Source organism: Oleiharenicola lentus (assembly GCF_004118375.1).
GTDB classification, from domain to species: domain Bacteria; phylum Verrucomicrobiota; class Verrucomicrobiia; order Opitutales; family Opitutaceae; genus Lacunisphaera; species Lacunisphaera lenta.
Map to the genome: position 1 here is coordinate 154,833 of NZ_SDHX01000002.1, position 17,674 is coordinate 172,506.

General features: G+C 65.9%; 13 protein-coding genes. 3 read left to right on the forward strand and 10 right to left on the reverse strand.

The window, feature by feature from the left end; all coding sequences use genetic code 11:
• Positions 1 to 2 precede the first annotated feature (2 nt).
• Positions 3 to 1,085, forward strand: coding sequence for a hypothetical protein (locus ESB00_RS14350; protein ID WP_129048480.1), 1,083 nt, complete (start codon positions 3 to 5; stop codon positions 1,083 to 1,085).
• Positions 1,086 to 1,141: 56 nt separating this feature from the next.
• On the opposite strand, the gene ESB00_RS14355 is transcribed toward ESB00_RS14350, so the two are convergent.
• Complete coding sequence (locus tag ESB00_RS14355) at positions 1,142 to 1,843, reverse strand: SOS response-associated peptidase (protein WP_164976226.1); 702 nt, start codon at positions 1,841 to 1,843, stop codon at positions 1,142 to 1,144.
• Positions 1,844 to 1,877: 34 nt separating this feature from the next.
• Entirely contained in the window at positions 1,878 to 3,209 is a 1,332-nt protein-coding gene (locus ESB00_RS14360) for a PIG-L deacetylase family protein (RefSeq protein WP_129048482.1), read from the reverse strand.
• Between the two features lie 84 nt (positions 3,210 to 3,293).
• Here ESB00_RS14360 and ESB00_RS14365 point away from each other — a divergent pair, with 84 nt between their 5' ends.
• Together ESB00_RS14365 and ESB00_RS14370 are read left to right on the forward strand one after the other, a co-directional pair.
• Positions 3,294 to 4,331: a DUF3500 domain-containing protein gene (locus tag ESB00_RS14365; RefSeq protein WP_129048483.1), complete on the forward strand. Its 1,038-nt coding sequence runs from the start codon at positions 3,294 to 3,296 to the stop codon at positions 4,329 to 4,331.
• 340 nt (positions 4,332 to 4,671) lie between these two features.
• Complete coding sequence (locus tag ESB00_RS14370) at positions 4,672 to 4,932, forward strand: hypothetical protein (protein WP_129048484.1); 261 nt, start codon at positions 4,672 to 4,674, stop codon at positions 4,930 to 4,932.
• Between the two features lie 99 nt (positions 4,933 to 5,031).
• Here ESB00_RS14370 and ESB00_RS14375 read toward each other — a convergent pair whose 3' ends face one another.
• The 8 genes from ESB00_RS14375 to ESB00_RS14410 form a co-directional block, all read right to left on the reverse strand.
• Positions 5,032 to 8,802 carry a LysM peptidoglycan-binding domain-containing protein gene (locus ESB00_RS14375; protein WP_129048485.1) on the reverse strand — a complete coding sequence of 1,257 codons (3,771 nt, stop codon included), beginning with the start codon at positions 8,800 to 8,802 and terminating at the stop codon, positions 5,032 to 5,034.
• Between the two features lie 3 nt (positions 8,803 to 8,805).
• Positions 8,806 to 10,227 (reverse strand): hypothetical protein, encoded by a 1,422-nt coding sequence (locus ESB00_RS14380; protein ID WP_129048486.1) that lies wholly within the window; start codon positions 10,225 to 10,227, stop codon positions 8,806 to 8,808.
• Between the two features lie 74 nt (positions 10,228 to 10,301).
• A protein-coding gene (gene prfB, locus ESB00_RS14385; protein WP_179954388.1) for a peptide chain release factor 2 occupies positions 10,302 to 11,448 on the reverse strand; the annotation gives its coding sequence in 2 pieces (ribosomal slippage) (positions 10,302 to 11,375 and positions 11,377 to 11,448; 1,146 coding nt in all).
• Between the two features lie 120 nt (positions 11,449 to 11,568).
• Positions 11,569 to 11,919 (reverse strand): DUF4870 domain-containing protein, encoded by a 351-nt coding sequence (locus tag ESB00_RS14390; protein ID WP_129048488.1) that lies wholly within the window; start codon positions 11,917 to 11,919, stop codon positions 11,569 to 11,571.
• Between the two features lie 257 nt (positions 11,920 to 12,176).
• Complete coding sequence (locus ESB00_RS14395) at positions 12,177 to 13,112, reverse strand: GDP-L-fucose synthase family protein (protein ID WP_129048489.1); 936 nt, start codon at positions 13,110 to 13,112, stop codon at positions 12,177 to 12,179.
• 25 nt (positions 13,113 to 13,137) lie between these two features.
• Positions 13,138 to 13,491, reverse strand: a complete 354-nt coding sequence (locus tag ESB00_RS14400; RefSeq protein WP_129048490.1) for a four helix bundle protein — start codon at positions 13,489 to 13,491, stop codon at positions 13,138 to 13,140.
• A 38-nt stretch (positions 13,492 to 13,529) separates the two neighbouring features.
• Positions 13,530 to 14,546: a GDP-mannose 4,6-dehydratase gene (gene gmd / locus ESB00_RS14405; protein ID WP_129048491.1), complete on the reverse strand. Its 1,017-nt coding sequence runs from the start codon at positions 14,544 to 14,546 to the stop codon at positions 13,530 to 13,532.
• 45 nt (positions 14,547 to 14,591) lie between these two features.
• Complete coding sequence (locus tag ESB00_RS14410; protein WP_129048492.1) at positions 14,592 to 17,315, reverse strand: valine--tRNA ligase; 2,724 nt, start codon at positions 17,313 to 17,315, stop codon at positions 14,592 to 14,594.
• Between the last annotated feature and the right edge of the window lie 359 nt (positions 17,316 to 17,674).

Below are 17,674 nucleotides of genomic sequence, written 5' to 3' on the forward strand. Positions count from 1 at the left end.
ACGTGCCCTGGAGGGCCGTCCTCACCGCCACCGCCCTGCTCACCTTCGCGGCCACTGCCGGTTGGGAGCTCGCCGCCCGCGCGCAGGGCTACGGTCCATCACCCGACGACAACGCCGATCTCTGGGCCGAGCAGCGCGCCAAGGTCCGCCCCGACTCCCTCGTCCTCGTCGGCACCTCGCGCATGCTCTTCAACGCCGACCTCGATGTGCTGGAGCAGGCGCTCGGCCGCCGGCCAATCCAGCTCGCGCTGGCTGGCAGCTCGCCGTTCCCGATTCTCGAAAACCTCGCGCAGGACGAGTCGTTCCGCGGCACGGTCATCCTCGACATCGTGCCCGCCATGTTCCTCGCGCCCGGCGGTCCGCCCATGGAGGTTTCGCAGAAGGCGCTGGCGCGTTACCGCGAGTGGACCCCGGCCCAGCGCTGGAGCCATGCGATCGGGAAGCCACTCGATGCGGGCCTTGCCTTTATCAATCAGGACGACCTCGCCCTGCCCAAGCTTCTCGAACGAATCCAGCTGCCCGAGCGCGCCGCCTTCAAGTCCCCGCCGAAGCTTCCGCCGTATTTCTTCGCCGTGGACGGTGACCGTCGCGGCCGCATGGTGCCCGAGGCCGCCGTCATCGGCAGCCCGCTGCAGCAGCGCGTGGCCCACGGCTGGCTTCCGCTCTTCTCGCCCCCCCCGCCGCCCTCGTTCATCCCGGCCGAGCAGTTCATGGCCATGATGGGTCAGGCGATCGAGGCGCGCTTCGGCCAGACCGCCAGGCTCATCGCCGACATTCGCGCCCGGGGCGGCAAGGTCGTGTTTGTCCGCATGCCCGTGCAGGGCCCGCTCGTCGAACGTGAGGAGATGCTCGCGCCGCTCGCCGCCACCTGGCACCGCCTCGTGCGGGAGAACGCTGTGCCGGCGATCAACTTCACGGATCACGCCGAGTTGAGCGCGTTCACCCTGCCCGAGTGGTCGCATCTCTCCGCGCCCGACTCCGTCGAGTTCACGAAGCGTCTCGCACCACACCTGCAGCGCGCGCTCAGCCACGGCGATGCCACCGCCACGGCCAACCTCGTCATGCCCGGGCCCGTTTCCGGCTGATTCTGGGGAGAACGCGCCCGGCGGGGACCCGGTTCCGGCCGGGCTCCGCCGCATGCTCAAAAGCCGAACGAGCCCTGCGGATCGGAAAACGCCGCCACCGGTTCCACGCAGGCGGGCTCGTCATGGAGCGCGTGGTTGACGATATCGCCTACCGGCCAAGCCTGCATGCGGCTGTCGGCCAACGGCACACACAGGCGGGCCACATCCCCCGCGGTGAGCGGCCCCGGTTGCAGCCAGCGGTCCACGCCCGGGTCGTCGAGGATCACGGGCATGCGGTGATGAATCGTCGCCATCAGCCGGTTGGGGCCGCAGGTCAGCAGGGCGTAGCCTGCGGGCCGCTCCGCGGTGGGTTCATCGCAAATTCCCGCCATGAAAAACGGCTGGCGCTCCTTCAGCGAGATGAGATGCGGCTGGCGCGTGCGTTCAGTGATGCGCTTCCATTCGAAAAAACCGTCGGCGGGTACCACGCAGCGGCGCCGCTGCACGGCCTCCCGGAAGGTGGGCTTCTCCAACACGTCCTCGGACCGGGCATTGAAATGGACGGGGGACGCCGCGCCTGCGGTCTTGCGGATTGAGCCCAGCCCCCAGGGCAGGTGTTCCATTTTGGGTCGTCCGCCCGCCCCGGGGCGAACCACCGGGCTGCGCTGGGTGGGCGCGACATTGAACCGCGCCATGAAGGCGTCGTAGGTTTCCCCCGTGAGGCTCTCGATCAATCGCTTCAGCGCCTCGACCTGCTGGAAGGTGTAGCGTCCGCACATGGCCGTTCGGGTAACCAGTTTCGCCGCGGGCAAATCACCGCCGGGCCAGAAACGCCTCGCGCAACCGCATCGCATCCTCGCGGGTCAGCACGAAGAACAGTTCGTTGGGGCGCGGACCACGCCGGTAGTAGTCGTGGTGTTTCCAGGACGCGCGGACCTCCTCGGTCACCGGCGGCGTCCCGTCGCGCAGATCGAAGGCCCGCAAATCGTGCATGTCCTCCAGGGCGACCAGCTTCAGTTTTTGGTCCAGCGGCGAAAGCGGCAGGGAACGCAGGCCGCTGAAGAAAAGCTCCGGGCGGCTGGTGGGCGGCAGACCGCTCATCGCCGCGCGGTCGCCCAGCGGCCAGGCCTCGTTCTCCAGCGCGTGGTTGGTATAGAGCAGCAGTTCGCAACGGCCTTTCCACTTCGTCAGGGCCTCGATCAGTGCAATCGTGGTGAACTGGTGATCGGGGTGCGCATCAAGCAGCGGGTGCGGAGCGGCGATGACCTCAGGGTTCACGCGTTTCAGCTCCCAGACCAGGTCATCCACCAGCGCCTGCCAGGTGCCCTTGAAGGGACGGGCGCGAAGCCCGGAGTCCATATTGAAGCTGCGGTAGTAACCGGGCTCGTCCAGCTTCGCCCTGAGCGGCGGCACCACGGTCGCCGGCGCCGCCTGCATCTGCCGCAGCACGCCGTCATAGTAGCCGAGGTTGCGCGCCTTGCCGGGTAACACCCCGCCGTAGAAGGGCACGCTGATGCTGTCCCAGGTGCGGATCCAGCCCTTGATCCGGAAGTGCTCGGCGGGCTCCGGAAAAAGTGTGCCGAAATTCTCCCCGCCGGCGTCGCCGGCCGTCACCGTGATCACATCGGCGCCGGTCTGCCGGTAGAGGCCGAAGGCCGCGATCTCGGCGTCGTCAGGATGCGGCGCCAGCACGAGCACGCGTCGCCCGGCGAGCGGCGCGTTGCGATGGAAAAACAACCGCGCCTTCCCGGTCTGCCAGGCAACACTCCGGCCGCTCAGCACCACGGTATCTTCCGCGGCCGCGCGCAACGGACTCAGATCGAGAAAGCGCCGGCCTCTCGCGCCAATTTCAAAGGCCTGTCGCACGGAAACGCCGCCACGCGCGGCGGTGATCTCCGGCACTTCCCCGCCCTCCACCGCGACGTTGATTTCCAGGAAGACCGTGTCGCCCGGCCTGGCCTCGGCCGGCCAGGCAAATCCGTCGGGCTTCAGATCAACATTCACCATGGCGGTCGCCGTCGCCGCCAGATCGTAGGCATAATCGCCCTGCGGATTGAAACGCGGACGCTGCGCCACCGCCGCCGTCACCAGTCCGAGGCCGAAAACCAGGACCGCGTATCCAACGCGTGGAGGCGTGAAAAGCATGCGCTCGTCTGGCACGGAACCCGCCGGGCCGCAAGGCCCAAGCCCCCTGCTTGCACCACGCTGGCATCCGGATAATCATCCTGCATGCCCCACCCCACCCGGCTCGCCGCGCTGTTGCTGGTCACCTGCCTGTCTGTCTTCGGCCACGAGGATCATCCGCCCGGCGAAGAGATGGCTGATGCCGCCACGGCGTGGCTCCAGTCGCTCGACGGAACCCAGCGCCAGGCCGCCGTCTATCCGCTCGCCGACGAAGAGCGGGAAAACTGGCACTTCGTGCCCAAGGCCCGGAACGGCGTTCCGCTCAAGGAGATGACGCCCGCCCAGCGCAAGCTCGCGCGCGACCTGATTGCCGCCGGGCTCAGCCAGCGCGGCCTGCTCACGACCGATGCGATCATCGCCCTGGAGGATGTGTTGTTCGCGATGGAAGGCACCGCCCGCCGCGATCGCGGGCTTTATCACTTTACGATCTTTGGCGCGCCGGACCGCCTCGGCACCTGGGGTTGGCGCATCGAGGGCCATCATCTCTCGGTGAATTTCCTCATCGTGGAAGGCACGAGGATTTCGGCCACGCCGATGTTTTTCGGCTCGAATCCCGCCGAGGTGCGTATCGCGCACGCGCATAAAGGCCGGCGTGCGCTTGCGGCCGAGGAAGACCTCGGCCGCGCCCTCATGCTTTCTTTCAACCCCGAACAGCGGAGCACAGCCTTGATCAGTACCCGGGCCCCCGCCGACATCATCACCGGCAACGACCGTCAGGCCCTGCTCGCCGCGCCCAGCGGCCTGTCCTACGCGCAGATGAACCACGCCCAACAGGCGCAACTGCGCGCGTTGACCGAAGTGTATGCCGGACGCCTCCGCGCGGAGCTGGCCGCCGCCGAACTGCAAAAGATTGCCGACCGCGGTTGGAACAAGGTCCACTTCGCCTGGGCCGGCGGACTTGAGCGCGGCGACGCCCATTACTACCGGATTCACAGCCCCGACTTCGTCATTGAATATGACAACACGCAGAACGGTGCGAATCACATCCATACGACCTGGAGGGACTTCCGCGGCGATTTCGGTCGGGACCTGCTCAAGGAACACCATCTTGAGTCACACGCTCAGGATAAGGCCAAACACTGATCTGTGCCTATTCCGCTGGAGACCTGTTGTTTAGATTCTGGTTAAGCAGCAGTCTGAAATTTCTTAAAAAAGTTCTGGACTCATGCAGTCCAGTTCGCGACATTCAACCTGCATCAGGAAAGGATCGGCCGAAAGACCGGTTCTGCCAACCGAGCCTAGGAGTGGTTACGGTGGTTTCGAGTGACGCAAGTCACCCGGATGTGAGAGCGGTAAAACGCTCTAACAAAAAACTCCTCCTAAAAAGCGAAACGCCGCCTGATGCCCTCAGGCGGCGTTCGTTTTTCCGGAAAAACCCTGATGCGCGAACGATTAACCAAAAACAGCTAACCGCTCACGCATCATGTCCGCCAACCTCCTCACCCTCGCCTCGCTGCGCATCAGCGAATCGAACCCGAACCACCACCTCTGGAACAACAACGGGACGTGGTTCCTCCACTACACGGTCTATCCGACCCCCTTTACCAAGGAGCGCATCCGCCGCTCGCTCGGCACGAAGGACGTGAAGGTCGCCCGCGAACGCCGCGACAACTTCTTCAGCCTGCTCGCCAAGCAGGGCACCTCCGGTGTGCCGGTGGCGGAACAGACCTCGGCTTTCGCCTGAGCCTGATCATCACCGTAAGCTTCCCAGGCGCGCCCACCGGCGCGCCTTTTTTGTTTTCGCGGCAAAAGGCTCGCGGCGCGGAGAGCCCCGCCCCGCCGTTCAAGGAATCCGCAGCTGCATGCCGATGCGGAGCGCGCTGCTGCCCTGGAGCACGTCGCGGTTCGCTTGGAAAATTTCCTGCCAGCGGTTGGGCGTGCCGTAATAGCGGAGGCTGATGCGGGAGAGGGAATCGCCCTCGGCCACCGTGTGGAACCGCACCTCGGCCCCCGGACTGGGCGCCGTGCGCACCACCGGCGTGCCGCCCGAGGCGATGGTCGCGGCCGGAGTGCCCAGTCGCGCCGCCGCGGCAATCTGATCCAGCGTCCCCTGTGCCTGGTTGAGCCGGGCGGACAAAGCCGCGTTCTCCGTGCGGAGCTGGGTGATGGCCGCGATGCGTTCGCGATCCTGCGCCGAGTGCGCCTCGGTCAGGCGGGCCTGGTTGACGCGCGCCGCCTCGAGCTCCCGCCTGAGCTGAGCCAGTTGGGCCGTGACTGCATCCACGTTCTGCTGGCTGCTGCGCTCGGCTTCGGTTTTGAGCTGCTCCGCGGTGCGCGCCACCTGGGTGAGTCGCGCGATGTCGGCCCGGTAGGAGTCCACCAGGCGGCGCATGTCCTCGCGCTCCCGTTCGAGTTGGGCATTCGCCTGGGTCAGCTCGGCCACGGTGGAGGTGTGGGCCTCGTCGGCCCGGTCCGCCTCGGCCACCCGCGTCTGCAGGGCCCCGAGGTCCGCCTGCGCCTTCTCGGCCGCCTGCTGGCTGGCGGCGGCCTGCTGGTTCAGTTCGGCGTGGACCTTCTCCAGCTCCGCATGCTCACGCTGCAACTGCACGAGCTGGGCGCCCACGGCTTCCAACCGCTCCTGGAGCGCGGCCTTTTCGTCGGCCATGCCGGGCAGCACGGTCGCCACTTTCTGTGCGTCGGCCAGCTGGGCCCGCAAAGTTTCGCGTTCAAGGGTGAGCGAACGGACCTCGGCCGTCTGTTGCTGCACCTGCCGGCGGGATTCCTCGGCCGCGGCGGTGAGTTCCCGGATACGTCCCTGCAGCTGGGCCATCTCGTCGCGACCGGCCGCGGTGTCGCTCTCCTTCGCGGAGACGAGGGCCCGGTTGGCCTCGGTGAGGGAGCGGTTGGTCTCGCGCGTGCGCTGCAGCTGGGCGGCCAGCGTGCTGATCTCGCGCGCCGCGTTGGTGCGCTCTTCCTCGGCCTGCGCCTCAAGTTCCTTCACGCGCGCCTGCAGCGTGCTGATTTCCATCCGGAAGGCGTCGGGATTGGCGGCGCTGACCGCCTGCGACTGCGCCGCCAGCGAGGCGGCCGCGGACTTCTGGGCGTTTTCCAGATCCTGTTCCAACTTCTGGTTCTCGGCGGTCAGCTCGGCCACCGTCGCGTTGAGCTTTTCCACCGTGCGATTGGCCTCGGTGAGCTCGGTTTGCGCGCGCTGGGTGTCGTCCTGGCCGCGGGTGCGCACGGTCAGCGCATCGGCCAGCTGCTTTTCCGCCTCGCTCAGGCGCGCCTGCACCTGGGCCAGGTCCTGACGGCTGCGCTCGAGCCCGGCACTCAGCTGGGTATTGTCACGCACCAGCTGTTCGTGCTTGCCGCGTGCGACGGCGCCGGCCGCCAGCTCCTGCTTCAAGCGGTCATTTTCGCCGGTCAAGCGGACTGCATCGGCCGCCCCCGCCCGGAGCTTCGCAAGTTCGTCGCGCAAACCGGCGACCTCGGTGCCGCCCTGTTTCGCCGACGCCAACTCGCCTTCGAGCCGGTCGTTGACCGCCGTCAGCTCGGCGACCGCGGCGCTGCTCTTTTCCAAAGCCACGTTGGCCTCGCTCAGCTGACGCCGCAAATCGGCGGCGCCCGCACCGGAATTCTCGCCCTGCTGCCGGGCCGCGGTCAGGTCACGCTCCAGCCCGGCAATCCGGGAGTTGGCCAGCATCAGCGAATCGCGCAGGGCGGCCACGTTGCTGGCATCCGTCCGGACATTGGCCAGCTCCGTCTGCAACGCCTGGTTTGCCGCCGAAAGGGTCGCTACCTCGGACGACAAACGGGCGGCGTCGGGCCCCGGCGCGGTCGGACGGGCGGAATCGGCCAGCTGCTTTTCCAGTCCGGCCTGCCGCTGGCGGAGATCGGTCACCGTCGCCTCGAGCGCGGCAACCGCGGCGGTCTTTTCATTGAGTGTTTTCTCCAGCGCCTGGGACCACTGCTCCAAGTCCTTCTTTTCCGTCTGGAGTGTGCGGATCTCCTGCTGGAACTGGGCCAGGGCCTGGTCGCTCGCGGGGCGCGACGGGGCGGAGGCTTTGCTTTCCAATTCGGTCACGCGGGCGGTCAGCTGGCGGTTTTCGGTTTCCAGCTTGGCGGCCAGCTCCCGGGCGGAGCGCACGGCCGCCGCGGTCTGTTCTGGATCGGTGGTGGCGCCGGTGGGCTGGCTGCGCAGGGCGCGCAACTGGGTGTTCAGCGCGAGCAGCTCGATGGTGGCGCGTTTGACCTCGTCGTTGAGCCGGGCGTTGTCGCGCTGGAGAGTCGCCATGAGGCCGGATGGCTGGGCGGGCTCCGCGCCGCCCGCCGCGGAGGTCGAGGCCGCCGTCTCCTTCTCCTGCTGCAGTCGACGGTTGGCCTCGGCGAGTTGCGCGCCAGTTTGCTCCGCCTCCCGCAGGGCGGCGGCCGACTTCTCCAACCGGGCCGTGAGGGCGGCGACCTCCGCCTGAAGGCGGGTCAATTCCGCCGGCGCGGGCGCCGTCTGGCCACCCGCTCCGGCCCGAATTTGCTGCAACTCCTGCTGCAAGTCGCGAATCTGGGCCGCCAACATGGCGGACTGGCGTTCGGCGGTCTCTTTGTCCGCGGTCAGCGACTCCACGCGGGCAGCCAACCGGCGGCTTTGTTCCCGCAACTGCTCCACCAGGTTGGTCGGAGCCGGGCCGGCGGCCGGGGCCGCGCTCGTGTTCGAAGACGCCGCGGCGCCAGCGGCAGAGGCTCCTCCCAGTTGCCGGGTGGCCGCGGCGAGTTGCTCCGGACTGAGGCGGCGCGCCAAGGCGTCACGCGCCTCCGGCTTCGCTCCGCCCTGGACCGCCCGGCTCAGCCAGACCAAGCCTTGGACGGGATCGGGCGCCACGCCCGGGCGGCCCTCGGCCAGGATGAGCCCGTAGTTGACCTGCGCCGGGATGAAATTCTGCTCGGCCGCGGCCCGATAAAACGAGGCCGCTGCCGCCAGGTCGCGCGCCACGCCGCGCCCGTCCTCCAGCAACAGCGCATAATTGTACTGGCCGCGGGCGTAACCGCGCTCGGCGGCCATGCGATACCAGCGGGCGGCCTGGGCGTCGTCCTTTTTGACCCCGTTGCCGGATTCGTAGGCGAAGCCGAGGTTGAACTGGGCCTCGACGATCCCGCTGTCCGCCGCCTGCTTGAACCAGAGGTTGGCCTCGAAGTGATCCTGCCCCACCCCGCGTCCGGCCGCATACATGTTGCCCACATTGAACTGCGCGGGCGCGAACCCCTGCTCCGCCGCGGCGAGGTAGAACTTGAAAGCCTGCTTGTCGTCGGCTGCCACCCCGCGGCCCAGTTCATGGGCGAGACCGACGTTGAACTGCGCGGGCGCCAACCCTTTCTCGGCGGCGCGCAGGTACCACTTGAATGCCTCGGCGAGGTCCGGGCGCAGACCGTTGGTGCCGTTGGCGTGGGCATTGCCGAGCGCCGTCATCGCCTCGGCATCCCCGGCCTCGGCCCGGCTGGTGATGCGATCCCAATCCGGCGCGTCCTGGCCCTGAACCGGCCCCGTGGCCGCGAGGGCGCCGGCCAGCAGTCCTGTTCTTACGGTTGAATTAAGCCTCTTGAGCAGGGCGATTTTTCGCACGGTTCACGTTAAGGGGGAAACCCTGCACGGGAGCAAGGCTGCATCGGTCATGCCGTGGATGATCTTCTTGTCGGGCGGGCAGAACGTGGCGAGGGCGCCGGACAACCGGGCCTGGCCTCCGACCACGAAGTAATACGGGCACAGGCGCAGCCGGCCCGATCGCTCGCGGGCGGAGGGCGCCGAGCCGGCGTCTTCCGCGTGATAGAGCGGGTGCGACAGGCGCTTGGGTTTGCGGTATTCCTGCAGCACGTGGAGATTGGTCGGGGCGAGCCGTAGCGCCTGGTCCACGCCGGCCTGCCATTCCTCCCGCGAACAGTCGCTGCCCAGCACCACGCTGCGCGCGCCCCAGGCGGTCTCGTGGAAACCGGAAATCTTGATGATGAGGTCCCGCTCCTTCTGTGAGGCGGAGGCGAGATCGCGCCAATCGTTGGGCATCCGGCCGCCCACCGGCGGGCCGTCGAGCACGGCACCGGGCGGCAGCGGCGCCGGGTCCATGATCCACGAGCGCGGGATGAGCTTTTGCAGGAGCTTGAGCGAGCGGCCGCTGAGCGACTCCGCCCAGAACTCGCGCAGGAGGTGGTGGTGAAACAACGCCAGGGCGAGCTTCTCCTCCTGGAAATGCCGCATCGGCGGGGCGATCGCCACGGCGCCGCTCTGCCAGGCCTCGAGGATGTCGGCCCGGACGCGAATATTGGCCCAGTCGAAGAGCTCGAAGAAGCGGTAGATGATGTCAATTTTCTCGGGCGTCCCCTCCACGTCGAAGAAGAGTTCGCCGCCAAGGGGGAAGACATCCTCGGGCCGCATGCAGAATATCCGATGGCCGCGCCGTTGCAGCTGTTCGCACAACCACTGCATTTCCGGCCGGTAGGTCGCCGCCTCGTCGCTCACCAGGATGGCGATGAGCGGATTGCGCATCTCGGGCCGCAGCGCGGTGAGGGACTGGTGGAAATTATCGATCATGACATCGCCCTGGCCCAGCACCGAAGCGTCGCCTTGCGCGGCATAGAGGCGGTTGAGGAAAGCCGTCAGGCCGATGCCGCCGGGCACGGAGTCCAGCTCGGTCAGCGCAAAGCCCTCCTCGGTGAGCAGCAGGTCCGGGCGCAGCACGGTGGGAAAGGCGCCGCGGTTGCGGGCATCCCGGGCGTGATACACCAGCTCGGGCGGCTTGCCGCGGTCGAGATACTGGGCGACCCACGGGGCGAGCAGCGGCTTGTTGCGGAGCAGGTTCTTCCCCGCGGCGGACCGCAGGTAGAGCGTTTCCAAGGCCTGGTGAAACTCGAGACAAGCGGCGCCGATCTGCTCCAGCTCCTGCACCTGCGCCGGCGTCAGCGGCCACGCCTCGGGCGAGAGCTGCCAGGACTTGTCCTCAAACAGCGGCTGCGAGGCGAAGGCGGACCGGAGGGTGTCGTAGGTGAGGACGGACATGGCTTCAGCGGAAGAAAGGCGGCGGGGGCGGAAACACAAACTGTGCCGGGGACTTTCGCATCCGCTGTGCGCTCTTACTCGTCGTCGATCTGGATGTCCTTGTTGCGGTGGCGCGGGCAGCCGGCGCGGAGCCAGCCGGTGATGAAGCGGTCGAGGTCGCCATCAAGCACGCCCTGTGTGTCGCTGGTGCTCACGCCGGTGCGCAGGTCCTTCACCATCTGGTAGGGCTGGAGCACGTAGCTGCGGATCTGGGACCCGAAGCCGATCTCGCCCTTCTCACCGTAGAACTTCTCCATCTCGCTGCGCTGCTCGTCGAGCTTGCGCTCGTAGAGGCGGGCCTTGAGCACGTTCATGGCCGAGGCCTTGTTCTTGATCTGCGAACGCTCGTTTTGGCACACCACCACGACACCGGTCGGGATGTGCGTGATGCGCACCGCGGAGTCGGTGGTGTTGACGCCCTGGCCGCCCTTGCCGGAGGAACGGTAAACGTCGATGCGGATGTCGCTGTCGGGCACCTCGATGTTGATCTCCTCGTTGATCTCGGCGACGACGTCCACCGCGCAGAACGAGGTGTGGCGGCGCTTGTTGGAATCGAAGGGGCTGATGCGCACGAGGCGGTGAACGCCGCGCTCGGCCTTGGCGTAGCCGTAGGCGTTCTCGCCCTTGATGAGGATCGTGGCCTTGGAGATGCCGGCCTGGTCGCCGGGCTGCACGTCCATCAGCTCGACCTCGAAGCCGCGGCGTTCGCACCAGCGCGAATACATGCGGAAGAGGATGTCGGCCCAGTCGTTGGACTCGGTGCCGCCGGCACCGGCCTGGATGCTGAAAATGGCGTTGTTGCGGTCGAACTGGCCGGTGAGGAAGGAGGCGATCTCGATCTGGTCGAGCTCGGCGACCATCGCGGTGACGGTCGCGTTGAGCTCCTTGCCGGAAGCCTCCTGCTCGGCCGGGCTCGCCATCTCGATCAGCTCGATCATGACGGCGGCGTCATCGAGCTTCTTGTTGAAGGCCACGAGGCCTCCGATCGTCTTCTTCAGGCCGTTGAGCTTGGCGATGTGCTTTTGGGCGCGTTCGTTGCTGTCCCAGAAGGTCGGGTCACCCATCTGACCCTCCATCGCCTCTATCTCGCGCTGCTTCTGTTCGACGTCAAAGAAACCTCCATAAGTAGCCGGCGCGCTTCTTTATGTTTTCAAGGTGGGAAAAGGTCTCGGGTGCGATCATGGACGCGCTCCACCCTTGGCACCCGGCCGGACGCCGCAAGCGGAAAGTCCACCCGGCGGCCGGATACAAAAAAGCCGCCCCGTGGGGCGGCTGAGACCGGGGCTTGAACCGTTGACGCGATCACTCGAAGGCGTTGCCAAACCACTGCTGGAACTTCTCCCCCAGCACCGGAATGGGCTTCTGCTGGCCATTGACGGCCGCGATGAGGCCCATGACCCAGAACACCAGCAGACCGATCCAAATGATGGGCAGCATAATCCAGCCCAGGATCGGAATGATGCCGACGAAGCCACCGACCAGGCCGCAGATCACGAGACCCAGCATCTGGCGCAGGTGGTAGGAACCGAGCTTCGTCTTCTTGCTGCTGTGCATGACGATCGCGACGATGAAACCGATGATGGTGATGTAAGAGAGGATGGCGACGGTGCGATCCTCGGTCGTGGCGGCAGGCGGAGGCGTATCGGTGGACATGGGACTATGGGTTGGATGTGTGCGTAACCGGAGGTGACTGACCTCGGCAGCCTGACGGAAGCCGGGCGACGCGTCAACGCCCCGCTCATCGCGCCGAGCTGGCCGATCGGCTAGCCCGCCAATTTCGCACCTGAGGTGAGAAACTGGCGCCCTGTCGGGCCGACTTTGTCGGGGCTAACCGCGACGGAGTCGCTTTTGCCGAAGGCAAAAACGGATATTTCTGATTCAACGTCTCTCACGGGGGTGAAATATCCGGGCTAGCAACGCAGCGAGCCGGCTTTCAGCTCGGCCAAATAGCTGGCGTAGGTCAGGCGCACGCCGTCGCGCAGGGCGGTTTTCGCTTTCCAGCCGAGGGCCGCGAGCTTGGAGACATCCATCAGTTTGCGCGGCGTGCCGTCGGGCTTGGTGGCATCCCACGCAATCCGTCCCGTGAATCCCGTGACCTCGGCCACCAGCTCGGTGAGCTCCCGGATTGTGACGTCGGTGCCGGTGCCGATGTTGAGCAGGTCGGGCGGGTTATCCAGACGCAGCAAGAAGGCGCAGGCGTCGGCCAGATCGTCCACATGCAGGAACTCTCGCTTCGGCGAACCCGAGCCCCAGGCCACAACCTCGGGCCGCCCGGCTTCCTTCGCCTCGTGAAACTTGCGGATGAGCGCGGGCAGCACATGCGAGTTCTGCGGGTGATAGTTGTCGCCCGGACCATAGAGGTTGGTGGGCATCGCCGAGTGGTAGAGCACGCCGTGCTGCTTGCGGTAATACTCGCAGAGCTTGAGCCCGGCGATCTTGGCGATGGCGTAGGCCTCGTTGGTCGGCTCCAGCGGGCCGGTGAGCAGGCAGGACTCGGGCATCGGTTGCGGCGCGAGCTTCGGATAGATGCAGGAGCTGCCAAGGAAGAGGAACCGTTTCACGCCCGCGGCGTAGGCGCCGTGGATCGTGTTGGTGGCAATGACGAGGTTGTCATAGGCGAAGTCCGCCGGGTAGGTGTTGTTCGCGTGGATGCCGCCGACCTTGGCCGCGGCCATGATGACGACATCGGGCTTCTCCGCGGCCAGGAAAGCGTGGACCGCCGCCTGGCTGGTGAGGTCGAGCTCCTTGCGTGTGCGCAACACCAGCTGCACGCCCGGCTCGGCCTGGAAGCGGCGCACAAGCGCGCCACCGACCATGCCGTTGTGTCCTGCAATGAAGAGTTTCATGAGCTAGTTGCTAGTTGGCTAGGAGCTAGGAGCCTAGACTGCCGATGAACCGATTCAGCATTCGGCCGATTTCCTGGTTCTCGCTCTGGAGCGGTTCGACTGCGGACGCTTTGTCAGGGTGGCACTCGGCTAGATAACGAAGCCATTCGCCAGCCTCATCGTTGGAGGCGAGGGCAATCACCAGGAAGCGGTGGTATTCCGCTGCATACTCGCGGCGCCCGTATCCCTCCACGATGTTCGCCGAGACGGACTTCGAGGCGCGTCGAAGTTGGCTGCCACTTTCGAATAGTTCGAACTTCGGCAAGTCCATACTAAGCCTGTGGCAGGCGACGCCAAATTCATGCGCGCGTTGATAGACCTGAAGGTTCTGGCAGGACATGATCAGTGGACTAGAATCTAGTGACTAGTTGCTAGCGACTAGAGCTTGGGCAGGTTCGCGATCTGGGCCTCGCGCTTGGCGAGCTCGAGGTCGGCCTCGGTCATGATCTTCACCAGCTCCTTGAACTTTACCTTCGGCTCCCAGCCCAGCTGGCGCTTGGCCTTGGCGGGATTGCCGATCAGCAGCTCCACCTCGGCGGGGCGCTCGTAGCGGGCGTCGTATTTGACGTGTTTCTCCCAGTCGAGGCCGAGCAGGCCGAAAGTCTCGACGATGAACTCCTTCACCGTGTGCGTCTCGTTGGTGGCGACCACGTAGTCGTCGGGTTTGTCCTGCTGAAGCATCACCCACATCATCTCGACGTATTCCTTGGCGTAGCCCCAGTCGCGCTTGGCGTCGAGGTTGCCCATGTAGAGCGACTCCTGCAGGCCCAGCTTGATGCGGGTGGCCGCCCGGGTGATCTTGCGGGTCACGAAAGTTTCACCGCGCCGCGGACTCTCATGGTTGAAGAGGATGCCGGAGGAGGCGTGCAGGTGGTAGCTCTCGCGATAGTTCACCGTGAGCCAATGCGCATACATCTTGGCGCAGCCGTAGGGCGAGCGCGGCCAGAACGGTGTCTCCTCGGTCTGGGGCACTTGCTGGACCTTGCCGAACATCTCGGAGGAAGAGGCCTGATAGAACCGGCATTTCTTGACGAGACCCGCCTCGCGGATCGCCTCGAGGATACGCTGGGCACCGAGGCCCACGACGTCGCCGGTGTACTCCGGGATGTCGAACGACACGCGCACGTGCGACTGGGCCCCGAGGTTGTAGATCTCGTCGGGCTGGAGATCATAGAGCAGCTTCACCATCTGCACCGAGTCGGCGAGATCGCCGTAGTGGAGGAACAGCTTCACGCCGTTGATGTGCGGGTCGCGGTAAAGGTGGTCGATCCGGCTCGTGTTGAACGTCGAGGCCCGGCGGATGATCCCGTGCACCTCGTAGCCTTTGGCGAGCAACAGCTCGGCAAGGTAGGATCCATCCTGGCCGGTGATGCCGGTGATCAGGGCTTTTTTCATTAATTCAGTAGCTAGAAGGAAGCCGGGGCCGCAAGCAAGCGGCGGTTAACCCAGCGCGGCCAGCAGACGCTCGTTCTCGGCCTTCTTGGCTTGGAGGTCGGCGAGCTGCTTCTTCGCGCCATCCAGCACCGCGGGCGGGGCTTTGCTGACGAAGGCTTCGTTCGACAAGCGCGCCTGCGTGCCGGCGATGTGCTTGGCGAGGGTTTCGATTTCCTTCTGCAGACGTGCCTTTTCGGCGGCGGGGTCACCCTTCAGCTGCTTGATGAGATTCCACGAACCGAGCGCGGTGACCGTGACCGGCGCGGCCGGCGACATCGCGCCGCGCGTGATGGTGGCTGCACCGGCCATGCGTTTGATCTTGGCCAGGTTGGCGTCGAGAATCGCCCAGTGGGCGTCGGAAGCCTCGACGATGAACTCCGAGGCCTTGTTGGCGGCCTCGCCGTGCTCGGCCTTGAAGGCGCGCACCTGCGAGACCACGGCCTTGAGCGTCTCGACCTGCGAGGCGGCGGTGGAGTCGATCTGCAAACCGCGACCGGCAAACTGCGACGGGCTCTCCAGCTGCGTGTCGCGCATCAGGAAGGTGCCTTCGGCCCCGTAGCCGAGCTGGTGCCAGAGCTCCTCCGTGATGAAGGGAATGAACGGATGCAGCAGCAGCAGCGTCTGGCGCAGCACGAGGTCCTGGATGGCGAGGCAGTTGGCCTTCGTCGCCGGGTCCTGGAGCTTCGCCTTGGAGACCTCCACATACCAGTCGCAGAAATCGTTCCAGAAAAAGCCATAGAGCGCCTGCACGGCCGCGCTGAACTCGAACTGGTTGAAGCAACGGTCCACCTCGCGCGTGGTCGCGAAAAGGCGGTCGAGGATCGCGTGGTCGTCGGCGTCGAACTTCGCCGGCTCGATCCGGGCCAGGATGGCGCCGGGCGAGGAATTGTCGGCCATGTCGCCGCTCATCTGGCGGAAACGGCACGCGTTCCAGAGCTTGTTGCAGAAATTCTTGCCGCTTTCGATGCGGTCTTCCTGGAAGCGGATGTCCTGGCCCTGCGGGGCGATGGACACGATGCCGAAGCGCAGGCCGTCGGCGCCGTACTTGGCAATGAGGTCGAGCGGGTCGGGCGAATTGCCGAGCGACTTCGACATCTTGCGCCCCTGCGCATCGCGGATGATGCCGGTGAAATACACGTCCTTGAACGGAATCCGCTTCGCCAGCGGCTCGCCCGGGTGCGTGAACTCCAGGCCGGCCATGATCATGCGCGCGACCCAGAAGAAGATGATGTCCGGACCGGTCACGAGCGTGTTGGTCGGGTAGAAATAGTCGTAGCCGGCCTTCGCCATCGCGTCCTTGTCCGGCCAGCCGAGCGTGGCAAAGGGCCAGAGCCACGACGAGGCCCAGGTGTCGAGCACGTCGTCTTCCTGCACCCAGTTGTCCTTGTCGGCCGGTCCTTCGAGGGAGACGTGAACCTTTTTCGGATCGGCGAGATCGGCCTCCGTGAGCTTCTCCTTGTCGAGGCCCTTGGCATACCACACCGGAATGCGGTGGCCCCACCAGAGCTGGCGGCTGATGCACCAGTCCTGGATGTTCTCGAGCCAGTGCAGGTAAACCTTGGACCAGCGCTCGGGATGGAAACGGATGTGGCCGTCGCGCACGGCCGCCTTGGCCTCCTCGACCCGCGGGTATTTGAGCCACCACTGCCAGGTGAGGCGCGGCTCGATCGGCACGTCGGCGCGCTCGGAGTAGCCGACGTTGTTCTCGTAGAGCTCCTCCTTCACCAGCGCGCCGGATTCCTTGAGCAACTCGGCGGCCTTCTTGCGGCCGGCAAAGCGGTCCAGGCCCGCGAGCGCGGGGCCGGCCAGCTCGTTGAGCGTGCCGTCGGCGTTGAGCACGTCCACGACCGGCAGCTTGTGCCGCAGGCCGATGTCGAAATCCACCTTGTCGTGCGCGGGTGTGATCTTGAGCGCGCCGGAGCCGAACTCCTTGTCCACGGCGCTGTCCGCGACGATCGGGATTTCCGCCGCCGGACCGATGGGCCGACGCACCTTCTGGCCGATGAGCGTGGTGTAGCGCGGATCATCCGGATGCACGGCAATCGCCACGTCACCGGGAATCGTCTCGGGGCGCGTGGTTTTCACCTCGATGAACTGGCCCGGCTGACCGACCAGCTCGTAACGCACCTGATACAGAAAACCCTTGGCGGGCTTCATGATCACTTCCTCGTCGGAGAGCGCGGTGAGCGAAACCGGGCACCAGTTGACCATGCGCTTGCCGCGGTAGATGTGGCCCTTGCGGTAGAGATCGACGAACACGCCCAGGACGGCCTGCGAGTAAGGCGCGTCCATCGTGAACTGCGTGCGGTTCCAATCGCACGAGGCGCCGAGCGCCTGCAGCTGCTTCAGGATGATGCCGCCCTTGTCATCGCGCCAGGCCCAAACCTTCTCGAGGAATTTTTCGCGACCGAGGTCGCGGCGGTGTTTCTTTTCCTTGCGCAGTTCGCGCTCCACCACCGCCTGCGTGGCGATGCCCGCGTGGTCGGTACCCGGCAGCCACATGGCCTCGCGGCCTTCGAGGCGCGCGCGGCGGATGAGGATGTCCTGCAGGGTGTTGTTGAGCACATGGCCCATCGTGAGCACGCCCGTGACGTTGGGCGGCGGGATCATGATCGTGTAGGGCGCCTTGGCGGGATTGACCCGGCCCGCGAAGCAGCCGGCCTGCAGCCAGTCGGCATACCACTTCTTTTCAACGTCCTGCGGTTCGTAGCTCTTGGTGATCGTGGCCATGGGTCGGGATGAGCCGGCCAGTTAGAAGCCCGCCCCCGCGTCTGACAAGCCGGATAGGTCGCCCCAGCTGAGGTGGTGCCGTTCCGGGCCAGTTGAAGTGGAGAGTTTAAGTTGAAGAAAAGCCAGGCCGCCTTTTTCACACCCAGAGGAGAGAAAGATGCGCCCTGTCGGGCCGACTGTGTCGGGGCTAACCCGTATATTTCAGACCCAGAGGAGAGAAATATTCGCCCTGACGAGCCGACTGTGTCGGGGCTAACCGCGACGAAGTCGCTTTTGCCGAAGGCAAAACGGATATTTCTGATTCAACACCTTTCATTGCGCTGAAATATCCGGGCTAGTCCCTAGTCCGTCCTCCGGTT

Bases quoted from the DNA above. Each gene is read 5' to 3' on its own strand.
- ESB00_RS14355 (WP_164976226.1), bottom strand. From the start codon at position 1,843: ATGTGCGGACGCTACACCTTCCAGCAGGTCGAGGCGCTGAAGCGATTG.
- ESB00_RS14360 (WP_129048482.1), bottom strand. From the start codon at position 3,209: ATGCTTTTCACGCCTCCACGCGTTGGATACGCGGTCCTGGTTTTCGGC.
- ESB00_RS14365 (WP_129048483.1), top strand. From the start codon at position 3,294: ATGCCCCACCCCACCCGGCTCGCCGCGCTGTTGCTGGTCACCTGCCTG.
- ESB00_RS14370 (WP_129048484.1), top strand. From the start codon at position 4,672: ATGTCCGCCAACCTCCTCACCCTCGCCTCGCTGCGCATCAGCGAATCG.
- ESB00_RS14380 (WP_129048486.1), bottom strand. From the start codon at position 10,227: ATGTCCGTCCTCACCTACGACACCCTCCGGTCCGCCTTCGCCTCGCAG.
- ESB00_RS14390 (WP_129048488.1), bottom strand. From the start codon at position 11,919: ATGTCCACCGATACGCCTCCGCCTGCCGCCACGACCGAGGATCGCACC.
- ESB00_RS14395 (WP_129048489.1), bottom strand. From the start codon at position 13,112: ATGAAACTCTTCATTGCAGGACACAACGGCATGGTCGGTGGCGCGCTT.
- ESB00_RS14400 (WP_129048490.1), bottom strand. From the start codon at position 13,491: ATGTCCTGCCAGAACCTTCAGGTCTATCAACGCGCGCATGAATTTGGC.
- gmd (WP_129048491.1), bottom strand. From the start codon at position 14,546: ATGAAAAAAGCCCTGATCACCGGCATCACCGGCCAGGATGGATCCTAC.
- ESB00_RS14410 (WP_129048492.1), bottom strand. From the start codon at position 17,315: ATGGCCACGATCACCAAGAGCTACGAACCGCAGGACGTTGAAAAGAAG.